The following is a 24,161-nucleotide window of genomic DNA, read 5'->3' on the forward strand; positions in this document are numbered from 1 at the left end:
TATTGGAGCTAATATGAGTGTAGAAAACCCATCTGTAGCGGCAAGCAACGCATCTACAGGTATTGTTATTATCGGTGCAGGCTTAGCAGGCTGGCACGTTATCGATGCCATCCGTGCAAAGGATAAAGACATTCCGATTACCTTAATTACCTCTGATAATGGCGATCGTTATCATAAACCAATGCTCACTATGGCAATTAGCCAAAAGAAAAGCGCCGCCGATTTGGTGCGAGCAACGGGTAGTGATGCTGCAGAGGCGGCGAATATTACCTTACTTGCCAATACGCAAGTGACGGATATCGACGCTGCTGCTCAAACAATACAGCTTATTTCGGCGCTACGCTCAGATCCTGTTTATACCAATTATGCAACCATCAGCTATGACAAGCTGGTTTTAGCCATGGGCGCTCATCCTATTTTCCCTAAGAGTTTGCCGCAAGACTTAGTATGGCATGTCAATCATATTGAGCGCTTTGGACAATTACAAGAAAAACTGGCAACTGGCAGTCAGCACGTTGCGATTGTTGGTGCGGGTATGGTAGGGACAGAAATCGCTGAGGACTTGCTAAAGGCGGGTCATGAAGTGACGCTGATTGATTTAAATAATGCGCCTTTATCACAAATGCTACCAGCAAAAGCAACCGCGCGTATTGCAGAGGCAGTTAAATCACAAGGTATTAACTTTTTGGGCGGTTATCTGGTAACGGATGTTATTCGTATCAGTGATGATAATGAAGGTGAGAACAATATTGGTAAGCTGCAAGTCAGCTATGAGCCATTTGCTTCCAATGTAGAAGATACAGATGCTCAGTCATCTGAGATATTAATCGTCGACCATGTGATTGCCAGTACTGGCTTGACGGTTGATGGTAAATTGCCAACCGCCGCTGGGATAGATTTTAATCGCCGTACTGGCATCGAGGTAGATGCGCCAACGCTGCGTACCACTACCAATAATATCTATGCAATTGGTGATTGTATGTCTATCAATGGCGTTGCCTGCCGTTATGTCGCGCCACTGCGTGCGCAAGCAGCAACCATTGCTGATGATGTGTTGGGTTTAAAGCATAGCGGTTATGAGCATAAGCCACCGATGATTCGCCTAAAAAACAAAGCCATCTCAGTGATGGTAACGGGTGTGCCGCAAGCTGCTGGTAATTGGCAGGTAAAGACTGAAACTGATGAAGAGCTAATCATGGATTTGATAGATGATAACAACGAAGTCAGTGCGACAGTGACTATCAAAGCGCCTGTCATGCCTAAAGGGTAGCTATTAAAAAATCTCTACACCATAGCCAGTGCTGCGAACCTAATGCAGCACTGGATTTTTTTGTTCATATCTACCACATCTCTTTTATCGATTTTAGAATTAAGAACGCTTCAGTCTAATATTATCGATACATATCGTATTATTATTGATATTCTTTAATTTAAAGCACAATATTATTGGTCAGAGCATGATTTAATCATAGTCTATGGCTAAAAAGGATATTCAAGGAAGAATATTGTATTCAGCTTTTTAGTTTATTTTTCCAGTACTAAACACTCAATAGTAAAACGGAAGGACTCGTTATGACTCAGCTTACTGATTTTGACAGCATTCTTAATAATGTTCCAAAAGTTGATGTAGGCGCGCGCTCAGCGAATGCGCCACTCAGCCAAAGCCATGATAAAGGACTTGATGTACCGCTGATAGAAGCGACTATCGGGGATTTTTTTGATGCTATTGTCGATAAATATCCTGAGCGTGAAGCATTGGTTTCTCGCCATCAAAATATCCGCTGGACTTATCGTGAGTTACAAGAGAAAGTTAATCAGTTGGCAAGTGCTATGATTGAGATGGGACTTGAGATAGGTGATCGTATCGCTATTTGGTCGCATAACAATGCTGAATGGCTGCTGATACAATTGGCAACAGCAAAAATCGGTGTAATTCTAGTCAATATCAATCCCGCCTATCGTACCTTTGAGCTGCAATATGCACTGAATAAATTGGGATGTTCGGCATTGGTATTGATGCGTCATTTTAAAAGCAGCGACTATACGCAGATGATTCGTGAGCTGTGTCCTGAGATTTATCATAAAAATTATCAGCAACTTGATTTGGTCGAGATTCCGACGATTGAGCGCATCATTTGGATTGATGAGCCAGACAGTGATGAAAATTTTAACTTTATGCAAAAATTTTCGGATTGGATGGCAGAAGGTGATGCCAATGATCCACGCGTTGCAGAGCGTCAAGCCCAGCTTAAGAATACTGATGCTATTAGTGTGCAGTTTACCAGTGGCACGACAGGGACACCGAAAGGCGCCACCTTAACGCATCGTAATATCCTTAATAATGGCTATTTTCTTGGCGAAGGCATGAAGTTAACCTGTGATGATAGGCTGTGTATTCCATTACCGCTGTATCACTGCTTTGGCATGGTGGGTGGTAATCTCGCCATTTTAACTCATGGTGGCTGTGCAGTTTATCCTAATGATGGTTTTGATCCGCTAACGGTATTGCAAACAGTGGAAGAAGAGAAGTGTACCGCTTTGCTTGGTGTACCGACGATGTTTATCGCGGAGCTCGATCATCCAGACTTCGATAGCTTTGATTTATCTAGCTTGCGTACCGGTATCATGGGCGGCTCTAGCTGCCCGATTGAGGTCATGCGACGTGTTATGGATAAGATGCACATGAAGGAAGTTACCATTGCTTATGGCATGACCGAGACCAGTCCAGCTTCTTGTCAGACCAGCTCGCAAACGCCACTTGAAAAGAGAGTGTCGACAGTAGGGATGGTGCTTCCAGGGCTTGAAGTTAAAATCGTTGACACTGAAACGGGTCAAGTCGTCCCGATTGGAGAGACAGGTGAATTGCTTACTTATGGCTATGCGGTGATGAAAGGTTATTGGGGCAGCCGCTTTAAAACCCGTGAAGCCATTCAGGATGGCTGGATGCATACCGGTGATTTGGCGACCATGGATGAAGATGGCTATGTCAAAATCGTCGGTCGTAGTAAAGATATGGTCATCCGCGGCGGTGAGAATATTTATCCTGTCGAAATCGAAAACTATCTCTACCGTCATCCTAAAATTCGTGATGTGCAAATTGTCGGTGTTCCTGATAAAAAATATGGCGAGGTATTGGCGGCTTGGATTATTCCTAAAGAAGAGGGCTGCTTGACTGAAGAAGAAGTACGCCAATTCTGTAGTGAGCATATCGCCCATTATAAAGTGCCGACCTATTATCGCTTTGTGACCGAATATCCGATGACTATCACTGGAAAAATTCAGAAATATAAGATTATTGAGCAGATGAAAGAAGAATTGGGCTTATAAAAAATTGAGCTGCTTTACTTCTTATTTTACTAATAACTTATATTGGTAAAGACTAAAATAACCAGTAGTTAAAATAATTCGCATAAAAAAGCTACTCGCATTTACGCATTAAAGAAAAGGGATATCATGAGCGCTATCATAACCAGTAAACTGAGTCCAAATGCCGCTGAATTTCAGCAGAACAGTGCTGCCATGCAAGAGGTCGTTGATGACTTATATCAGCACTTGCGTAAAGTCGCCCAAGGTGGCTCAGAACGCGCACGCGCCAAGCATTTGGCACGTGGCAAGTTATTACCTCGTGAGCGTGTCGAGCGTTTGCTTGATGTTGGTACGCCATTTTTAGAAGTTGCTCCGATGGCGGCGCATGACATGTATGGCGAAGATATTCCAGCGGCGGGCGTGATTGCTGGTATCGGTCGCATTAACGGCACTGAGTGTATGATTGTCTGTAATGATGCCACCGTAAAAGGCGGCACTTATTATCCAATGACAGTCAAAAAACATCTACGTGCCCAAGAAATTGCGCAAGAAAACAACTTGCCTTGTGTCTACTTGGTTGATTCTGGCGGTGCGAACTTGCCCAATCAAGATGAAGTGTTTCCTGATAAAGAGCACTTTGGACGTATTTTCTTTAATCAGGCTAATATGAGTGCCGCTGGCATTCCGCAGATTGCGGTGGTGATGGGTAGCTGTACTGCTGGCGGTGCATACGTGCCAGCGATGAGTGACGAATCTATTATCGTTAAAGACCAAGGAACCATCTTTTTGGGTGGTCCGCCACTGGTCAAAGCCGCTACCGGCGAAGAGGTTACTGCCGAGGACTTGGGCGGCGGCGATGTGCATACGCGTCTGTCAGGCGTGGTCGATCATTTAGCCCAAAACGATACTCATGCGTTATCGATTGCCCGTAATATCGTCAGCCACTTAAATCGTCCCGCTAAGCAAATTCCGAATCAAATCAAACCGCTTCCACCGCGCTATGATGCCAAAGAGTTATACGGCGTTATCCCAACCGATAAGCGCAAGCCATTTGATATCAGAGAGATTATCACTCGTATTGTTGATGATAGTGCCTTTGATGAATTTAAAGCGCGCTTTGGCACGACACTGGTTTGTGGTTTTGCTCATATTGAGGGTATGCCAGTTGGTATTATCGCCAATAATGGCATCTTATTTAGTGAATCTGCGCAAAAAGGTACGCACTTTATTGAGCTGTGCTGTAAGCGCAAAATTCCATTGATATTCCTGCAAAACATCACCGGCTTTATGGTCGGTCGTAAGTATGAGAACGAAGGTATTGCCCGTCATGGCGCTAAGATGGTAATGGCAGTAGCGAATGCTAAAGTACCTAAATTCACTGTCATCGTCGGTGGCTCATTCGGTGCTGGTAACTACGGTATGTGTGGTCGTGCTTATAGCCCGCGCTTCTTATGGATGTGGCCAAATGCGCGTATCTCTGTGATGGGTGGTGAGCAAGCAGCGTCGGTATTGGCAACGGTTAAGCGTGATAACTTTGATCGTAAAGGTGAGGCGTGGAGTGATGAAGACGAAGCCGCATTTAAAGCGCCGATTCGTGAGATGTACGAAGAGCAAGGTCATCCATATTATGCCACCGCACGTCTATGGGATGACGGCGTGATAGACCCTGCTGATACCCGTAATGTGTTGGCATTAGCGCTTAGCGCGGCTCATAACGCGCCGATTGAAGAGACAAGCTTTGGTGTGTTTAGAATGTAGCATTGAACGGTATATTGCCAGTCACTTCGCGCTCATAAATACATAAATATAGAGAAAGTTATGCAACAAAACTTGAATAATTATAAAAGTCTATTGGTTGACGTTGAGCAGCACGTTGCAACGGTAACCTTGAATCGCCCTGAGATACGTAATGCCTTTAACGATGAGATGATTGCTGAGCTAACCGATGCCTTTAGTACACTTGGCGCTGATGATCAAGTACGTGTTATTGTTTTAGCCGCAGCCGGTAAAGCGTTCTGTGCTGGCGCAGATCTCAATTGGATGCGCGCCATGGCGGATTATAGCTATGAGGAAAATCTAGCAGATGCTGATAAATTGGCACAAATGCTCAAGACTATTTATGAGTGTCCAAAACCAACGATAGCGGCTATTCAAGGTGACGTCTATGCAGGTGGCATGGGCTTAGTTGCGGTTTGTGATGTAGCAATCGCGGTGAGAATTGCCAACTTCTGTCTTAGCGAAGTACGTTTGGGCTTAGCACCAGCAACCATTAGTCCTTATGTGATTAGAGCCTTAGGTGCCAGAGCCTCGCAGCGTTATTTTCTCAGTGCGGAAGTATTTGATAGTAAAAAAGCCCGTCAGCTTGGCTTTATCCATGAGCGCGTCAGTGAAGAGTCGCTTGATGATGCAGTTGCAGAATTTTGTGCCAAAGTCGTTAAAAATAGCCCTGAGGCTGTGAAAACCTGCAAGCGCTTATTGCATGAAGTCGCGGGCGCGCCTATTACCGATGAGCTAATTGCTAATACGGTCAAAGGAATCGCTGATATTCGCTCATCAGAGCAGGGCAAAGAGGGTGTACAAGCATTCTTGCAAAAGCGCAAACCTGATTGGCTAGTAGTAGGGTAGCAATAAAGAATAGCAATAAGAAATGTTTTCGCTAAATTGCCAATGAATAACAAAACCAATTTAGCGTAAACGGTCATACGTGAATATCAGCCTACCGTTTGATTATTTATCAACGATAAAACGACAAGATACAGGGATAGTTATGTTTTCTAAAATTTTGATCGCCAACCGTGGTGAAATTGCCTGCCGTGTTGCTGCGACTGCCAAGCGTTTGGGTGTGAGTACCGTTGCGGTTTATTCTGATGCTGACCGTGAAGCCAAACACGTGGCTGTCTGTGATGAAGCGGTTTATTTGGGAGGTTCTGCGCCGAAAGATAGCTATCTAAAAGGTGATGCTATCATTGCGATTGCCCTCGATGTTGGCGCACAAGCGATTCATCCAGGTTATGGGTTTTTAAGTGAAAATGCGGACTTTGCACAAGCTTGTCACGATGCAGGTTTGGTCTTTATCGGTCCATCAGCTGACGCTATCCGTGCCATGGGCGGCAAATCTGAGTCCAAGCGTTTGATGGAAGCGGCAGGTGTGCCATTAATACCTGGCTATCATGGTGAAAATCAAGATGGTGCATTCTTAAAGCAGCAAGCAGATAGTATTGGCTATCCAGTACTGATTAAAGCCAGTGCTGGTGGTGGTGGTAAAGGTATGCGTATCGTTGAGCAGCCCAGTGAGTTTATTGATTTATTAGAATCATGCCGCCGTGAAGCGATTACCAGTTTCGGTAACGATCAAGTGTTGGTCGAAAAATATGCCCTAAAACCGCGCCATATCGAGATTCAAGTCTTCGGTGATACGCATGGCAATTATGTGCATTTGTTTGAGCGTGATTGCTCGGTACAGCGTCGCCATCAAAAGGTATTAGAAGAAGCGCCGGCACCGGGTGTTGATGAAGCGATGCGTGAAGCAATGGGAACAGCGGCAATCGAAGCGGCACGTGCGGTCAATTATTTTGGCGCAGGCACGGTTGAGTTTATCGTTGAGCAGCGTGAAGGCTCAATGAATTTTTATTTTATGGAAATGAATACCCGTCTGCAAGTTGAGCATCCGGTCAGTGAAGCTATCTCTGGCGTAGACTTGGTTGAATGGCAGCTATTGGTTGCGGCAGGTTTGCCATTGCCGAAAAAACAAGAAGAGCTGACTATCAACGGGCATGCAATTGAAGCGCGTATTTGTGCTGAAAATCCTGACAATGGATTTTTACCAGCCACGGGTACTTTATTCACTTATCAAAAGCCTGAGCATAGTACTTTTATCATTAATAAGAACAGCACGGATGTGCGTATCGATGATGGCGTACGCGAAGGCGATGTCATCAGTCCATTTTATGACTCTATGATTGCTAAGCTTATTGTGCATGCACCTACTCGCGAGCAAGCGTTAGCCAAGCTCGATCGTGCACTGGCTCAAACGCGTATCGTGGGTCTGCCAAATAACGTCGCATTTCTACGCTATATTATTAATACAGAATCGTTTAGCCAAGCCAATCTTGATACGGCATTGATTGAGCGTGAGCGTGAGCAGCTGTTTGATCAGCATCCGCTTGAGTTATCGACGCTCGCGGTTACGGCTATTGCGCAGCAGCTTGCCAGTGAAGCGACGATGCAAGGGTTAGATCCGTTTAGCAAGCCTACGGGTTTCCGAACCTTTAGCGATTATACGCGCTCGTTTAGCTTGGTTTATAATGAGCAATCTTATAACGCTCGTATTAGTAACTGGCACAATGCAAATTGTTCAGATAACAAAAAGGGCAGCGATAACCTTAGTAGCTTTACGCTAGTTATTGGGAAAGAGATTGCTAACACTCAAGATAATAGCAATGCTAATGTAGCCGCCCAGACAGAAACTGTCTATGAAGGTCAAATCAGCTATAGCAGTATTGACGCACACAATCATACTCTATGGTTAGATGGTGCTCGTATCAACGCCCAAAGCTGGACAAACCATGAGACCGTCTATGTGTTTGCCGACAACGGACGAGATGAGATTACCCTCGTTGATATCATGGCGCATGTTGGCGAAGAGAATGCGGCTGTTGGCAGTTTAAAATCACCAATGCCAGGGCAAGTCGTTGCCTTTAAAGTCGCTGTAGGTGATACTGTGAAAAAGGGCGAGCCATTAGCAGTCATCGAAGCGATGAAAATCGAACATACCATTACTGCACCGACAGACGGTGTGGTTGCAGAATTGTTATTTAGCGCAGGTGATTTGGTTGCTGATGGTGATGAGCTCCTACGTATCGATAGTGAAGACAGCCAGTAAAAAGGATAATCAATATGAGTATCTCGTATCCAAAACATGTCACCATCGTCGATGTCAGTCCACGTGATGGTTTGCAAAATGAAGCCATGACAGTACCGACTGCAGTTAAGCAAAGGCTTATCAATGATTTGATTGCTGCAGGGGTTAAAAAGCTTGAGGCTACTAGCTTTGTCTCGCCCAAATGGGTACCGCAAATGGGCGACAATAGCGCGCTTTTAGAGGCACTTGCAGCCACACGCCAAAGTGATGTGAGCTATTCTGTCTTAGTGCCGAATATGCGCGGTTTTGAAAATGCTATCGTCCATCGTCCTGATGAAATCGTCATCTTTGGTTCGGCTAGTGAAACCTTTAGTCAAAAAAATATTAATTGTAGTATTGATGAAAGTATCGAGCGTTTTGCGCCCGTTGCCGCTGCGGCAAAAGCGCAGGGCATCAAGGTGCGTGGCGTCATCTCTTGTACCGTCGGCTGTCCTTATGAAGGTGAAATTGACCCAAGCCAAGTAGCTTACGTTACCAAGCGTTTAATTGAGATTGGCTCAGAGCAGATTGGCATTGCTGATACCATTGGTGTTGGTACACCACTCAAGGTACAGCGTGCGCTACAGGCTGCACTTGAATATGCTGATATTAGTATGCTATCAGGGCATTTCCATGATACTTATGGTCAAGCATTAAGTAATACTCTAGCTGCACTACAAATGGGCGTCAGTGAATTTGATACTTCAGTCGCTGGACTTGGCGGCTGTCCGTATGCCAAAGGCGCAACCGGTAATGTCGCCACCGAAGATGTAGTGTATATGTTGCATGGCATGGGTATCAGTACTGGCATTGATTTGGATAAATTGGTCGTGGCTGGTGAGCGTATCAGTGAGTTTTTAGGGCGTCCTAATGGCTCAAACGTGGCACGAGCCCTGATTAATAAACGTCAGTCTTAACTAATTTCATTAAGAATATAATTAGTCATAAGCTAAATGGATAGATAGGTTTATGGCTGGGACAAATTTTTTGAAGCCTCTGGAGTGACGAAGTCGCACAGCAAGCGAGGAAAATTTGTCCCAGCTATACCATCAATTTTTAAATTGACACAGCGCTAGTAAAAAATTAAACATCAAAATACAAGGAATGGTTATGAGTTTACCTGGATTGAATTTTCAGCTTGGCGAAGATATCGATGCCTTACGTGATATGGTACAACAGTTTGCGGCTAATGAAATCGTCCCACGTGCTGCCGAGATTGACAGCAGCGACGAATTCCCAATGGATTTGTGGCAAAAGATGGGCGATATTGGTCTGCATGGCATCACTGTTCCTGAAGAATACGGTGGTTCTGATATGGGCTACGTCGCGCATATGGTCGCGATGGAAGAGATCAGCCGTGCCTCTGCCTCTGTAGCACTTAGCTATGGTGCACATTCTAATCTGTGTATTAATCAGCTCAAACGTAACGGTTCAGAGGAACAAAAACAAAAATATCTGCCAAAACTCATCAGCGGTGAATTCATCGGCGCACTAGCCATGAGTGAAACTGGTGCGGGTTCAGATGTCGTCAGTATGAAGCTAAAAGCTGAAGAAAAAGATGGCGGCTATATCTTAAATGGCAGCAAAATGTGGATTACCAATGGTCCTGATGCCGATGTTATGGTTGTTTATGCTAAGACCAATCCAGAATTAGGCGCTAAAGGCATGACCGCTTTTATCGTTGAAAAAGGCATGGAAGGCTTTGGCACGGCTCAAAAGCTCGATAAGCTTGGCATGCGTGGTAGTCATACTGGTGAGATGACTTTTAATAATGTTGCAGTCCCTAAAGAAAATATCTTAGGCGGCTTAAATGAAGGCGTTAAAGTCTTAATGAGTGGTCTCGATTACGAGCGTGCAGTATTAGCCGCAGGTCCTATCGGTATCATGCAAGCGGTGATGGACAATGTCGTGCCTTATATTCATGACCGTAAGCAGTTTGGACAAGCCATCGGAGAGTTCCAGCTTATTCAAGGTAAAGTTGCGGACATGTATACGATACTGCAAGCAGGTCGTAGCTTCTTATACACCGTCGGTAAAAACCTCGATATGTTGGACGCGCGCGGTGCTGGTCATAGTCGAGAAGTGCGTAAAGATTGTGCCAGTGTAATTTTATGGTGTGCCGAAAAAGCTACTTGGATGGCGGGCGAGGGCATTCAAATCTTTGGTGGTAATGGCTATACCAATGAATATCCACTAGGTCGTTACTGGCGCGATGCCAAGCTTTATGAGATTGGCGCGGGTACCAGTGAGATTCGTCGTATGCTAGTTGGGCGTGAGTTGTTTAACGAGACTAAGTAATAATGATTGAATGTTCGTCAGGTATTGATTTCAGAATGAAATCGATACATTAATATCCTCGTGCTAATGGGCTAAATTTTTCTTGCTTGCTGTTCGCAGGCGTGACAGAGGCTGCGAAAACTCATCCCATTAGCACTCTGTATGGGTTTGAAATCGAACAGGCTATAACAAAAAAGCAGTACGCTTAAAACGTACTGCTTTTTTATGTCTATTTTATAAAGTCATTAAAATTACTATGTCTGTTTACTATGGTCAAAATAGCGTGCCAGACCATTTAACAATAAATCATCACGTAGGCGCACTGGGCGGTTGACGTGTTGGGCAATAATAGCTGCATCACCACCCGTCATAATGACCTCAAAGTTAGGGTGGCGATGGCTAATCTCATTTATCGCACCAACGATGGATAGTAATATCCCGCGATGTACTGCATCTTGCGTGGTGGTGCCCTGACTGACGCTATCAAAGGTACCGTTAGAGATGGTGATTTGCTTGGTGCCAGAAAATAGCGACTCACGTTGCAAGTAAATACTGGGGAAAATATAACCACCTAAATGCTCAGCGTGATTAATCAAATCAATCGTCACCGCTGTACCGCAGCCAATCACGCACTGGCGTTTCTTCTTATCGACAGCGCCCAGCATCTGTAACCAACGATCACAGCCGAGCTGATCATCATTATAAGCGCTCTTCATAAGCGGATGCGCAGCATCAACATGGACAAATTCAAATGGGATGTTAAGGCGACTTAACGTTTCTGAAACTTTTACATTCAGATCATCGCCTAGTACTGATGAGATACCGATAAAGTCGGGCGCATAACGCTCAAAGCGATCAGTTAGACCCATGAGTAATTCGGCAGGCGCTTGCAAGTGCTGCTTGGCATCGTGCGCGACAATCTGCCCGATATCATCAGTGAGCCAGTATTTTAGACGGGTGTTGCCAAGATCTAACCAGAGCATAAAAATCCCTTTATATAGTGCCCGTTGGGTCTTTAATTTAAGCCTTATTAATAACGTCAATGCGTCCGGTAAAAAGCGCAGAAATCTTACCGTTATCTTCACGCAATTGCAAACAGCCGTTTGTATCAATACTGCAGGCGTGTCCAGTAACCACATGCGCTTTATTATCATGATCTTGGCTGACACGTAATTGCAGACCTGCCAGTGCATCCATCGTTGCAAACTCTTGCAAAAAGCTGTCTAGATAGTAGGTGTGCCCAGTCGGCCTTTCGATATCAAAATGCTCAAAGCGTGTCATAGCTGCCAGTAATGCCTTACTAATTTGCTGATAAAGCGTTTGTAAGGTTGGTAGACTGTTCGCGTTATCTGATTCCAGCATCCCATAAATATCTTGCAAGCTAATTGCTTGATAACTCATGCCTTCGCAAGTTTGCGCGGTTAGCTTCGGCGCAGCTTGTACATTAAGTCCAACGCCCATGACCACGCCGACCAATTTTCCTGCCTTCCATACCGGTTCAATTAAGATACCAGCAAGCTTATTAAATTGAATAATTTGCGTGTCTAGTTCAGCTTTATCTGCTTTAGGTGAATTTTGATAAAAGCCTAAATCATTGGCCCATTTTACGCCAATAGGGGTTAAACCTTGTGCACGTAATTGCTCATTTAACTTTTGGATAATAGGCATTTTTGCCAGCTCAACGCCAATAACTAGAGACAATAAACCGCTAATGGGCATGTGTACTGGATGATATAACGACAGATAGACATTGCCGCGCGGTGATTGCCATGAGCGTCCTCGCTGTCCACGTCCTGCACTCTGAGTCTCAGCCGTTAGTAGATGCAAATCAGTAGCGTCAAGCGTGCCATCTTGCACAGCGTCTATTAGCTCACTATTGGTTGAAGCGCTGCTGGTCACGTGACGATGGGTAAGTTCAGGTAAATGGACGGAATAATTGGCTAGTGATGGCATAAATTTAGTCGCTGTAGTTCATATAAGGTTTAATCGAGTCTTTGAGATAGCATTTGATATACTAAGGCAATTTTAAAAATGACAGCCATCGGCACAATTGTCACGACTTGAATACTAATGATGCGAAGGCGCTGGTTATTATCATCTAAAAATAACCATTATAAAAGGTAGTAATATGATGTTGTATGTGTGGTTTGTCATTGCAGGGGCGTTTGCTGGCGTCAGTGCAGGTTTATTTGGCGTTGGCGGTGGCATGATTATCGTGCCAGCATTGGTATGGATTTTTACTGCGTATCATTTCCCTCCTGAAGTGGTCACTCATTTGGCGATTGGCACGTCACTGGCGACCATCGTAGTGACCTCTATTAGCTCATTGACGGCACATAATAAGCACTGCGGTGTACGCTGGGAAGTGTGGCGCAAAATGGCATTGGGCTTGGTCATCGGTAGCCTCGTTGGTGCGGGTATTGCTGATATGATTGACGGTAAGGTATTGCAAGCCATCATCGGTATCGGCGCGTTATTGGTCGCTATAAAGATGCTATTTTTCTCCAACAAAGAGCAGTTGGGCAAACCGTTACCGTCAGCTGGTGTGCAGTTTGGCGCAGGCACGGGCATTGGTATGGCATCGTCTATTTTTGGAATTGGCGGCGGTAGTTTGACCGTACCGTTTTTAAACTGGGCGGGACTACCGATGAAGCAATCGGTCGGTACCTCAGCGGCCTGTGGTTTGCCAATTGCATTGGCTGGCGCGGCAGGCTTTGCATGGTTTGGTCAAGATGTGGTCAATCTGCCTGAAGGTACGATAGGCTTTGTACATATTACAGGCTTTATATGTATTTCTGTCGTCAGCTTCGCTATGGCAAAAGTCGGTGCCAAGCTTGCCCACGTACTGCCTGCGCTTATACTTAAACGTGCCTTTGGCGTATTATTATTATTTGCGGGCGGGCAGCTGTTGTTAAGTGGGATTGGGGTGATTTAAGCTAAGGTCTATTTCTTATCAATCGCATCAAGCCCCAAACGTATCCACTTTCTTGCTAACTCGTCATGGTCGCTGAGCATACTCCATAGCGCATCTTCACTAAATATAGAGTGCTCTTTACCTGAATACTCAATTGGCAGATCCGCTTCACGATCCGCCATCCATTGCGGATTAAGATAGTAGTCTTTTAATTCGTTTTGCAGTGCTTCAGCTTTTAAGAACTGTTGTTGCGCCTCAAGCTGTTTATGATGTAGCTCACACCATTCTTCATATTTTTTTTGTAGTTCTTGCGGATTATAATCGGTCATTTGAATACCCTTAATTGTTATTATTTAGATGAATAATGCAAATTTTCAGCCCTATTATAGCATCCTTCACAAACCCTAAAAACCTAGCCCAATTTGAGGTAGAATAGCCGCCTGTTTTCGCCATATTTACTGATCCTTCATGCGCCTAAAATCTCTCAAGCTGGCAGGCTTCAAATCCTTTGCCAATCCAACGACTTTTACCTTCCGTCATGGTATCACCGCCATTGTCGGGCCAAACGGCTGTGGCAAATCTAATGTTATTGATGCCATTCGCTGGGTATTGGGCGAAACTTCTGCTAAGCAGTTACGTGGCGGGGCAATGAGTGATGTCATCTTTGCCGGCACGCAAGACAAAGCTGCTAAAAGTGTCGCCAGCGTCGAGCTGACTTTTGAGCATACCCAAGATGAGCAAAATGGCATTCGCCATGAATTTAATCTCTACCAAGAGCTGTCCGTTCGCCGTCAGGTGAATTTGGAAGGGCGCTCGGACTATTTTATCAATGGCACGCGCTGCCGTCGTCGTGATGTGGTCGATGTGTTCTTGGGAACTGGGCTTGGCGCGCGCAGTTATGCGGTCATCGAACAAGGTATGATTGGGCGTATTGTTGAATCTAGCCCGCTGCAGCTGCGTGAATTTATCGAAGAAGCTGCTGGCGTTTCACGCTATCAAGCGCGCCGCGAAGAGACGCAAAAAAAGCTAGAGAAAACCCAAGATAATTTAGCACGTCTGTATGATATGCAAAGCGAGTTGGTTAGCCAACAAAAACGCTTGTCTAAGCAAGCAGCCAGTGCTGAGCGCTACGAAGAGTTGGCATTAACGCTTGCTGACATCAAGCAGCAACTTGCCATTCAGCAACTGTATCAAGCCAAGCATAATCAGCAGCAGCAAAAAATAGCTCATGAGCGGAGCGCTAATGAGGTCGCCACATTACAAGCAAGCTATGAAACGCTAAAAGCCAAACAAGATAAGCTTGCTGCGCATATCAATCAAGAACAGTGGCTAAAAGACGATGCTCAAAGCAGCCATTATCAGCAGCAGCTAAGCTACCAACAAGCTGAACATCAGCTCAGTGATGCCAAATCACAGCTGACTACTATTGATCAACAACTGGCCAGTTTAGAGCAGCAGCGTGAGCAAGCAGTTGATGAGATAAAGCGTTTAAAAGCTGAGCAAGCTAAGCAGCAGAATGTGCTAGAAGAATTGCATCCACAGATCAATGAGCTGAACAATAAACGTGACACGCATAAACGCAATGAGCAACCATTGCAGCGCGCCTACCATGACGCGCAAAACCAGCTATCACGCTTGCAAGATAATAATCGTGCGCTTGAGCAGCAGCAAGCGATTAATATTCAAGCCCAAAAACGCCAGCATCAAAATCATGAGAAATGGCAGCGTCGCCAGCAAAACTGGCAGAATTTATGGCAGCAACTACAACAGTCATTATCACCTATTGATAATGCTGATGGACGCGAGAAAAATGATGCAAAAAACTTACAGCAGACATTAGAGACGCAGATTGCTGAGCTAAATAAACAGTTGCAGCAGATTGAGCGCCAGCAAGACAGTGTTGATGAACTTCTATCGGAGTTGCAACCGCAAGCGCATCAGTTACAGCAACGTTTGCACACTCAGCAACGCGAGTTGAGCGAGTATGAAAAACGTCACGCAGTCTTAGCAGGTGAGTACGATACTCTACATCAGATATTGCATCCTAAACCACTACCAAAATCTCAACAGTCTGCTAACGTGAAAACTACTGATGCAAAAACTGCTTTAGAAAATGATATAGCCAAGGATTATAAAGACTTAGTTATTGCAACCTTGCGTGAGCAGATTGAGCTAAGCGAAAAAGGACAACAGCACGCACAGCTACTCGATAGCGTATTAGCGCTATGGCTGGACAGTCATGTACTGGTTGATAACGTATCTAATCAACAACACGCCAATGATGATTCTCGAAAAGCGAGTAGCCTATGGCAAGTTCTTAAACATGACTTGAATAGCTTATTTACTTATCAAACCGTAAAAAATGAGCCTATCGCTAATAAAGATAAATCGTCAATAGAAAATGGTCATAGCTTGTGGTTATCTGCTAAACAAAATGATGTAAACGCAAAGCCAATTGTTAACGAATTGCCAAGCACTTTGACTGATACAGTACTGCCTTTAGCAGAGCTTATTACTGCCCCTAATTTGGTGCTTTGGCAGCAATGTTATTTATATATCGCGGAGCCTGAAACGAATAATCAGCAGACACTTGAGGCTCTCGCTGACATCCTGAAAATATTACCATCATCAGCCATTTTACTAACGTCTGATGGCTGGCTTGTCAGTCGTCATGGTACGATGAATCTCAGTAGATTTATTGGTGCGCAAGATGGTCAAAACGATAGCAATAGCCAGTTCTTAACGCAGCGGTTACAACAAGGTAGCCGTCTACAAGCGTTAGAAGGTTTGCTTGATGAATTTGAGGTCAAAATACAAGACCAGCAAAAAGCGATTGCTAATGACCAACGCAACTATAATGCCTTGACGGTCAGCTTAGAAGAAACTCGCGCTCAAGCGGAGCAATTAACCCGTGATAAGCATCAATATCAGCAAAAGCTTACCACTCAGCGCGCCAACGCTGAGCGTCTACAAGCGGATAGCCAGCGTCTAAATACTGACAAAGAAGCCCTTGAGCAGGAAAAACAAGAGCTTGAGCAAGAGCAGCATATTCTAAATAATGAGCAGCAGCATATTCAAAGTGAGATAGCGGCGTTGACGCCCCAAATAGCGGATGCTCGGGCATTAAGTCAGCAATTGCAGTCCGAGTGTAGTGAGCTCGCTCGCGCGCGGCAGACGAATGATGATGCTTGGCAAGCTTTGCAGCTTCGTATGCAACAAAGCGAGATGCGCTTAGAACATAGTGTGAGTAGTCTTGCGCGGGCAACCGAGCAGCATGAAAAGTCGCTACAAAGCGAGCAAAGTCTAAAAGCGCAGCATGAGCAGCAGCAACATAAATTGCCAGCACTACAAGCCGAATTACAGATAACACAGACAGCGCGCGATGCGCAGCAAGTAGTATTAGCAGAACGCGAAACAGCATTAACGGCGCTTAAAGAGGAATATAGTGAGCAGCAGATTGAATTAGACACACTACAAAACGCTTTGCAAATGCAGCAAAGTGAGCTTGCCCGCCTCGCCACTGAGCTGGCCTTAAGTGCGGCGCGTTTAGACGATGCCAGTAATCATACACAAGAAGCGCTAGATGCTTACTATAAAGTTAGCCATAAATATAAAGCGCAATCGGAGATGTCGCAGCAAACACAGCAAACACAGCAAACGATGAGTGTCTCAAATTTATTGGCGGATTTTATTGCCCATGACCGCCGCGTACGTCCAGATAAAATCGCAGAATTAGAATCTGAGCGCGCAAATCTTGAGCAGCAGCTGGGTAAAATTGGCGCGGTCAATCTAGCGGCGGTAGCAGAACTGGCTGAAGTCAATGAACGTTTAGAGCCACTCGCGCAGCAGACGGCAGATATTGCCGCCAGTATGCAGACGTTGACCGAGGCGATTGCCTCGATTGATGAAACCACCAAAACGCTATTTATGCAGACGCTTGATGCGGTCAATAACGAGCTTGCCAATTTATTTGCCAAAGTCTTTGGTGGCGGGCAAGCAAGCTTAACCCTCAATACTGACGATATGCCTGCTAATGCGCCAAAATCAGAACAGTGGCGGGCAGGACTAACCTTGATGGCACAGCCAAAAGGTAAGCGTAATAGTCGCCTTGCTGTGCTTTCTGGTGGTGAGAAAACCTTGACCGCGCTAAGTTTAATTTTTGCGATATTTAAGCAGCATCCTGCACCGTTTTGTGTGCTTGATGAAGTTGATGCGCCGCTTGATGATGCCAACGTTGCTCGCTTTACCAGTCTGATTCATGAGTTAGCAGACGACTTACAGTTTATTTTTATCAGTCATAATAAGCTGACGATGCAGATTGCCGATGAGCTAAAAGGTGTTACTATGCCAAGCGCGGGTATTTCTACCTTGGTCAGCGTCTCGCTCAATGAAGCAGCACGTTACCTTTCTGATTAAGAGCAGCCCAGTAATAAAATAATTGATAACTGGTAGCCATTGCTAGTGGTATAGTTAGGGCTAGAATATAAAGTCACGCAAATATTTCGGGCTGATGCGAAACGATGACTATATGGTGACGATATTAATCAGCCATGCTAGACTATTGCCATTTATTCACTCTTATATCTTCCCTTTTGTCATATATTAGGATGTATTTCTCATGACCGCTATCCAGTTTATATTGATCGCCATTGCCGCATTTATCGTGCTTGCAGGGCTATTTATGGTCATTCGCAGCTTTAAGCGTCGCAAAACTGCTGAGGCTGCCGCGGTCAACTATGATAAAAACGGCATTCCTATCATACCGCGCCACGAGCGCAATATCGTTGATCAGCTAGACTTGGACGACACGGTTGCGGGCGAGACCAGTATCGGTCCTGATCGTAGTTATTTAAATGCGGTCGTCGAAGAAGAACCTTTGACCCAGCCTCATACTCATGTCGATGCACAGCTAACGGCTGGTCGTGGCGAGATAAATGACGCTAATAATGACGTGATAGATGACGTGATAGATGACGTTGACTATGCGCGCTGGCAAGATGAACAGCAGCAGGCTGATGATAGTGAGTTTGTATCTACTGCTGAGCAGATGAGTATCGAACAAGAGCCTGATGCGTTTTCAAGCTTGGTCTCTGCAACCGACAGCCTGATGCCAGTGATTGATACCGCAGACGAGCCAAGCTTTGATAATAATAGCCCGATACTCGATCAGCATCTCTCAGAGCCGGTTGATGAAGCGCAAAACGGTCCATTAATTAACGCCAAAGACAATATCAATATTACCATCTTGCCGCACCAATACCGTGACCGCCCAGCAGCAGTGATTCGTGGTCGCGATTTATTGGCGTTAATTGATAAATACGGTCTGCGTTATGGGGCGATGAATATGTTCCATCGCTATGAGCAAAAAGACGGCACGGGCATGCTGTGGTTTAGTATGATGGGTATCACTGATAGCGGTATCGCGCCTTTTGATCCGCATAGCGTCGCGACCAATAATTATAATGGTGTAGTGGTATTTTTATCGTTGCCACATCCACAAGCCTTGCGCAGTTTTGATAGTATGATGAGTATTGCTTATATGATGGCAAGCGATTTAGACGCCGTTATGCTAGATGAAGAGAATGATCCAATCACCCCTGAATACAAGCAACAACTACGCAACCAAGTGCGCGATTATGAAGGTTAGTTTGAACTGATTCATACAGGCTGATTAATACAAGCTAAGTAATATTAGTAGCAGTGAAAAAGGCAAATAGCGCTTGACGTTATTTGCCTTTTTTAGTTTTTGGTTGATGAGCGTTTCATTCGCCTAATTTTCTATAAACTTGATTTTCAAAAGAATCGGTTTTCTATAGAATTAGTTTTCTACAAAATGATATCCGAGTATCCTACAAAATTGCTATCATATCGACATCTTGAATCGCAAAAAAAAGACGCTGACTATGACTGATCCTATCGCACCGCTTACCTCTAAAGACATTAATAAAGACATTAATACTGCAAAATCCGCAGACAATAATGCTGCTATCGTCACCCAAATGCGCACGTTGATTGATACTTTAAAGACGCATAATTATGCCTATTATGTGCTCGATAATCCGATTTTAGAAGACAGCGAATACGATCAGTTGCGTCGCTCTTTATTGGAGCTCGAAGAACAATACCCAGAATTGGTGCAGCCGGATAGCCCAATCAATCAAGTTGGCGATATGCCACTGTCAGCCTTTACCCAAGTTACCCATGATATTCCGATGTTGTCACTGGGCAACGTCTTTGATTATGACGAATTACATGGCTTTATGCGCCGCGTCAATGATCGTCTAAATGACGCGCAGAAAAATCCTGAATATGAGATGGAGCTAAAGCTTGATGGCTTGGCGGTGTCGCTCAAATACGCTTATGGAAAATTTACCCAAGCAGTGACGCGCGGTGATGGGCAAACGGGCGAGGATATTACCCAAAATGCCAAAACCATTCGCAATCTGCCGCTTTGGCTTACTGCGGCAAGCGAGATTCCGTTGTTGGAAGTACGCGGTGAAGTGCTAATGCCAAAAGCCGGCTTTGAGCGCCTGAATCGCCTAGCGGAAGAAAAGGGCGATAAAACCTTTGCCAATCCTCGTAATGCCGCCGCTGGTAGCTTACGTCAGCTTGACCCCGCTATTGCTGCCAGCCGTCCGCTCGCCTTTTATTGTTATTCAGTGAATCAAGGTCTACCTGAGACTATCAAAACCCAGTCAGCTGCTTTGGCTTGGCTTGGTGACATAGGTTTTAGTGTCAGTGCTGTGAGAGTAGTAAAGAACCCGCGCGAGGCGCAAGAGTACTATGAGTCAGTCATCGAAAAACGAGCACAATTGCCGTTCGAGATTGATGGCATGGTCATCAAGGTAAATAACTTGGCATTGCAGCAACAGCTTGGTTTTTTATCGCGTGAGCCGCGCTGGGCAACGGCGTATAAATTCCCTGCCGAAACCGTAATGACGCGTCTAAACGATATCGAATGGCAAGTCGGACGCACCGGACAAATCACTCCAGTTGGTAAGCTCGAACCTGTAAAAGTTGGCGGCGTCACTGTCAGCAATGTCACCTTACATAACTTTGGTGAAATTCAGCGATTGGATGTGCGCGCAGGCGATATGGTCAGCGTCCACCGCGCAGGCGATGTCATCCCCAAAGTCACGCGCGTTTGGCATGAGCAACGACCAGCGGATTCTGAACCGGTACAGTTACCGTTGAACTGTCCGGTGTGCGATTCTCCTGTAGTATTACCTAAAGATGAAGCGTTAGCGCGTTGTACCGGCGGACTGTTTTGTCCCGCGCAGCAGCAAGAAGCGCTTATACACTTTGTTTCACGTCGAGCGATGGATATCGATGGCTTAGGCGCAAGTTGGCTGATTAGCTTTTTTGAGCACGGCTTGGTCAAGACCGTCGCCGATATTTATCATTTGCATAAACATCAAGACGAGCTGATTACGCTTGAAAAACTAGGGGAGAAATCGGTACAAAACATCCTCAGCGCCATTGAAACCAGTAAACAGACCACACTCGCACGCTTTATCTATGCGCTGGGTATTCGCGGCGTTGGTGAGACAACAGCACAGAATTTGGCGCAGCAATTTGGCGACCTTGATAGCCTGATGGCAGCAGATATCGACAAGCTCCTACAAACGCCTGACGTTGGCGCAATCACCGCTGAGCTGACTTATAAGTTCTTCCGTGCGCCGCACAATATCGAAGTCATCACCGCATTGCGCGAAGCGGGCGTGCATTGGGATAAGGTTGAGCAAGTGGTGTCAGAGGGATTGCCGCTCGATGGGCAAACGTGGGTCATTACGGGCGCGCTCGATAGCATGGCGCGTGATGAGGCCAAAGCCAAACTGCAAGCGCTCGGTGCCAAAGTCTCCGGTAGTATCTCGGCAAAAACTACCGCGTTGTTGGCAGGTGATAAGGCTGGCTCGAAGATGGCGAAGGCGGAGAAGCTAGGCGTAAAAGTAGTGGGTGAGGAAGAGTTTTTGGCGTTGGTTGGGAGGAGTAATGTATGACAGAAGTTAAAGGAATAGACTTCGATAAATTAGATGCTCACACGCGTGGAAGAATTAAACCATGGCAGCGAACATTAGAGAGTAATAATAAGGTTTTTGTTGCTAATGCAAAAATTGCTATTGGTAATATTTTGGCAGATAAAGGCTATAAGAAAGAAGCATTAAAATATTGGCGCAGTGTTAGTAAGGAAGATAACAAAAATCTCTTTGAAATTTCACATTTTTATATTGGTAGTTTTCTATTGAAAAACAATGGCGAACAATATATAGAAAAAGATATACAAGAAGCTAAAAGATGTTTTTCTACTGTAAAAAGTAAATTTGGTTTTGAGGTGAAAAATAATATATTCATATGTGATATGTTGTTGAGTGAAGGAACTAGAGAGGTTGGTAGGGAAATTCTAAAAATATCCTCTAGAGTATATAGCGCTCTACTACTATTGAAAGTAGATATTAACAGTGTGGGAAAACGCCAATTTTATGCCGAACGTAAACTTGCACACTACACTAGCGTAGATACTGTGAATTTACTTCTAAATATCGATAAAAACGAAGGGTTATCTAGCTCATTTCGATTAAGCACAATTAATAATGTTAATGATCCAAGTGAAGGGCAGTTGTTAGAACGTTATTTGACAGATGGTAATAAAATTTTATTCAATAAACTAGATTCTAATGATAGGTATCATGCATTCATTGGCTGTTTTAGCTTCAATCATGATAGCTTAAATCAGTTTAGACTTTACGGGAAAAAGGATAATAAAGAAGCATCGGGAATTAGTTTAGTATTCAATAAAGGATTCTTTAAAGAAAGCGAAAACCCTGATGACTTGTCATTTATTTCTACTAAAGATGATGAAATAAGCATACAGCAAGGTAGTTGTGATGATGATAAGATTGTAAAAAATGAGATTGTAGCTATTCCATCACAATCGGTAATGCGCTGCGTTTATGTAGACCCCGAATCTGGATTTATATCTTTAGCACAGCGTAACGAAATTACTTTTTATCGTGAATATCTCAAAGAGGATGACTCAAAAAGTAAGGCAGACAATGCTTGGAAAGAGTATCAAAGGATAATAAACAATAAAGCAGGAAAGTTTGAAAACGAATTTTCATGCTTGAAAAGTATTTATCAAGATATTATTCAAGATGTTTCAGATATGGATTGTGAAGTACAGTCTAAGGTGCACCAACTACTTGATGACATCTTGCTACCGTTGAGATATTTGATCAAACATACTGCTTTTCAAGAAGAGCAGGAGTGCAGAATGATATATATAACTTCGCTCGAGGATCCTAAAGTCCATATGAGTTTTGGTAAGTTCCTATATGTGGATTATGAGCCAGTGGTAAAATCGAATCTTGATAAAATTTATATAGCTCCTGCTGCCACACAATACCAACCTTATCTAGCTAAGTTGCTTTGCGATACGAATGTCAAAATTGAGCTTTCAAACAACCCATATCGTCAGACTTAATTTCTTTTAGTAGCGTATGTTATATATATCAAAACATACGCTACTAACTTCTACTCTTGCACCTCTCCATGCGCCTTCACCTCACCTTTCTTACTATCTGGCTGAATCACGATAGGCAATACTAGCCCTTTAGCAAAGTCATCTGACAGTACATAATCATAGCTGCTAGCAGCGACATCAGGCGTGGTATGGATGACAAGTTTCATGTCTTTACTATCAATGATTTCATGTGAGGTATAGCTATCGCTAAGCTGGTCGAGCACCTTTGACAGCGCTTCATTGCTTGCCATGCTTATCGTCAGGTTGTGCTGAGCGGTGGCGTTATCTAATTTAAAATATTCCGCATAATCGAGTACATTTTGGCTATTAAGCGCAAATGGATATTTGTAATTGGCGGGGTCAACAGATTTTTCGCCGCTTGCGACCAATGACCAGTCGATAGTATTAACTTTTGACGCCTCAGGTGTTGCTGCTGTTACAGAAGTTTTGTCAGAACTATCAACGCTATCAGTGCCATTAGAATTGTCAGCGCTATTATCGCAGCCCGTTAATGCAAACATACCCGCACTAGCCAATATCATCATACTTGATAAGCGCTTTATCATTGAGTTACTCTCTTTATTAGTGGATCATAAGCTATTTCTATAGATGATCTATTTTGACAGCTTTCAGCGTGCTTCTCTAGCTAAATGCAGCAAAAGGCTATTTCTTATCATTATCAAATGAAAGGCAAATAGCATAAGGAAACAAGGCATTGGCGAGTATGCTGCTTAATTTAAAGCCATAAAAAAACAGCCACCATTCGATGACTGTTTAATAATTATTATACTTTAGTTTTAAGGTCTATATCAGCTGCTTAGATTTGGCAGTTTACTTGGTATTCTTTACCGTCAGCCCATTTCATCGCAAAGATACCTGTATCGCCTTCCATGTGCCATGCATAGACAACTTCAGAGTTTGATTCGTTGACATAGCTTGCAGTATCACTTTGGACACCACCATTTAAGATGATTGGTTGATTTGCCCAGTTCACTTTAGGCAACGTCGCGTCTAGCATGACCTGTTTTTTATTGATTGACTGTTTTGCCAAGATTCTGCTGCCGTCAGTACAAGTATAAGGTGCTGGCGCCATACGGTCATAAGCGACATCGGTCACGCTTTCTGAAGCAGGGGTTTTGTTTGGAGTAGTAGGTGCGGTAGTCGCACATGCGCTTAGTAGAGCAAGAGTAGGTAGGGCAACAGCGAATTTGGTTAAGGTATTCATGGTTTTCTCCAAAATTATA

At 44.4% G+C, this 24,161-nt stretch carries 17 protein-coding genes; 12 read left to right on the forward strand and 5 right to left on the reverse strand.

Annotated features, from left to right (window positions below):
- Nucleotides 1–13 precede the first annotated feature (13 nt).
- The 7 genes from FHS24_RS06450 (at nt 14) to FHS24_RS06480 (ending at nt 10,504) form a co-directional block, all read left to right on the forward strand.
- On the forward strand, nt 14–1,270 hold the full coding sequence (locus FHS24_RS06450; RefSeq protein WP_183619869.1) for an FAD-dependent oxidoreductase: 1,257 nt from the start codon (nt 14–16) through the stop codon (nt 1,268–1,270).
- 302 nt (nt 1,271–1,572) lie between these two features.
- Complete coding sequence (locus FHS24_RS06455) at nt 1,573–3,327, forward strand: AMP-binding protein (RefSeq protein ID WP_183619870.1); 1,755 nt, start codon at nt 1,573–1,575, stop codon at nt 3,325–3,327.
- A gap of 126 nt (nt 3,328–3,453) precedes the next feature.
- Entirely contained in the window at nt 3,454–5,064 is a 1,611-nt protein-coding gene (locus tag FHS24_RS06460) for a carboxyl transferase domain-containing protein (protein WP_183619871.1), read from the forward strand.
- Nucleotides 5,065–5,124: 60 nt separating this feature from the next.
- On the forward strand, nt 5,125–5,931 hold the full coding sequence (locus FHS24_RS06465; RefSeq protein WP_183619872.1) for an enoyl-CoA hydratase/isomerase family protein: 807 nt from the start codon (nt 5,125–5,127) through the stop codon (nt 5,929–5,931).
- Between the two features lie 142 nt (nt 5,932–6,073).
- A complete protein-coding gene (locus FHS24_RS06470) occupies nt 6,074–8,188 on the forward strand; it encodes an acetyl/propionyl/methylcrotonyl-CoA carboxylase subunit alpha (protein ID WP_183619873.1) in 2,115 nt (704 codons plus the stop codon).
- Nucleotides 8,189–8,202: 14 nt separating this feature from the next.
- Nucleotides 8,203–9,123, forward strand: a complete 921-nt coding sequence (locus tag FHS24_RS06475) for a hydroxymethylglutaryl-CoA lyase (protein ID WP_183619875.1) — start codon at nt 8,203–8,205, stop codon at nt 9,121–9,123.
- A 193-nt stretch (nt 9,124–9,316) separates the two neighbouring features.
- Nucleotides 9,317–10,504 (forward strand): isovaleryl-CoA dehydrogenase, encoded by a 1,188-nt coding sequence (locus FHS24_RS06480; protein ID WP_183619877.1) that lies wholly within the window; start codon nt 9,317–9,319, stop codon nt 10,502–10,504.
- Between the two features lie 233 nt (nt 10,505–10,737).
- On the opposite strand, the gene FHS24_RS06485 is transcribed toward FHS24_RS06480, so the two are convergent.
- Nucleotides 10,738–11,466 carry a pantothenate kinase gene (locus tag FHS24_RS06485; RefSeq protein ID WP_183619879.1) on the reverse strand — a complete coding sequence of 243 codons (729 nt, stop codon included), beginning with the start codon at nt 11,464–11,466 and terminating at the stop codon, nt 10,738–10,740.
- Nucleotides 11,467–11,503: 37 nt separating this feature from the next.
- Entirely contained in the window at nt 11,504–12,436 is a 933-nt protein-coding gene (locus tag FHS24_RS06490; protein WP_183619881.1) for a biotin--[acetyl-CoA-carboxylase] ligase, read from the reverse strand.
- A 178-nt stretch (nt 12,437–12,614) separates the two neighbouring features.
- Here FHS24_RS06490 and FHS24_RS06495 point away from each other — a divergent pair, with 178 nt between their 5' ends.
- A complete protein-coding gene (locus tag FHS24_RS06495) occupies nt 12,615–13,418 on the forward strand; it encodes a sulfite exporter TauE/SafE family protein (RefSeq protein WP_183620100.1) in 804 nt (267 codons plus the stop codon).
- Between the two features lie 8 nt (nt 13,419–13,426).
- Here the strand turns inward: FHS24_RS06495 and FHS24_RS06500 are convergent, their stop codons facing one another.
- Nucleotides 13,427–13,726, reverse strand: a complete 300-nt coding sequence (locus FHS24_RS06500) for a DUF4298 domain-containing protein (RefSeq protein WP_183619883.1) — start codon at nt 13,724–13,726, stop codon at nt 13,427–13,429.
- A gap of 139 nt (nt 13,727–13,865) precedes the next feature.
- Here FHS24_RS06500 and FHS24_RS06505 point away from each other — a divergent pair, with 139 nt between their 5' ends.
- The 4 genes from FHS24_RS06505 (at nt 13,866) to FHS24_RS06520 (ending at nt 22,878) form a co-directional block, all read left to right on the forward strand.
- On the forward strand, nt 13,866–17,813 hold the full coding sequence (locus FHS24_RS06505) for an AAA family ATPase (RefSeq protein WP_183619885.1): 3,948 nt from the start codon (nt 13,866–13,868) through the stop codon (nt 17,811–17,813).
- 202 nt (nt 17,814–18,015) lie between these two features.
- Complete coding sequence (locus FHS24_RS06510; protein ID WP_183619887.1) at nt 18,016–19,044, forward strand: cell division protein ZipA; 1,029 nt, start codon at nt 18,016–18,018, stop codon at nt 19,042–19,044.
- A gap of 256 nt (nt 19,045–19,300) precedes the next feature.
- Nucleotides 19,301–21,397, forward strand: a complete 2,097-nt coding sequence (gene ligA / locus FHS24_RS06515; protein ID WP_183619889.1) for an NAD-dependent DNA ligase LigA — start codon at nt 19,301–19,303, stop codon at nt 21,395–21,397.
- Nucleotides 21,394–22,878, forward strand: coding sequence for a DUF2971 domain-containing protein (locus FHS24_RS06520; RefSeq protein WP_183619891.1), 1,485 nt, complete (start codon nt 21,394–21,396; stop codon nt 22,876–22,878). Before ligA ends, FHS24_RS06520 begins: the two co-directional genes overlap by 4 nt.
- A 50-nt stretch (nt 22,879–22,928) precedes the next feature.
- On the opposite strand, the gene FHS24_RS06525 is transcribed toward FHS24_RS06520, so the two are convergent.
- On the reverse strand, nt 22,929–23,483 hold the full coding sequence (locus FHS24_RS06525; RefSeq protein WP_183619894.1) for a hypothetical protein: 555 nt from the start codon (nt 23,481–23,483) through the stop codon (nt 22,929–22,931).
- Between the two features lie 251 nt (nt 23,484–23,734).
- On the reverse strand, nt 23,735–24,142 hold the full coding sequence (locus tag FHS24_RS06530) for a hypothetical protein (RefSeq protein ID WP_183619896.1): 408 nt from the start codon (nt 24,140–24,142) through the stop codon (nt 23,735–23,737).
- Between the last annotated feature and the right edge of the window lie 19 nt (nt 24,143–24,161).

This window comes from Psychrobacter luti (genome assembly GCF_014192115.1).
GTDB lineage: Bacteria > Pseudomonadota > Gammaproteobacteria > Pseudomonadales > Moraxellaceae > Psychrobacter > Psychrobacter luti.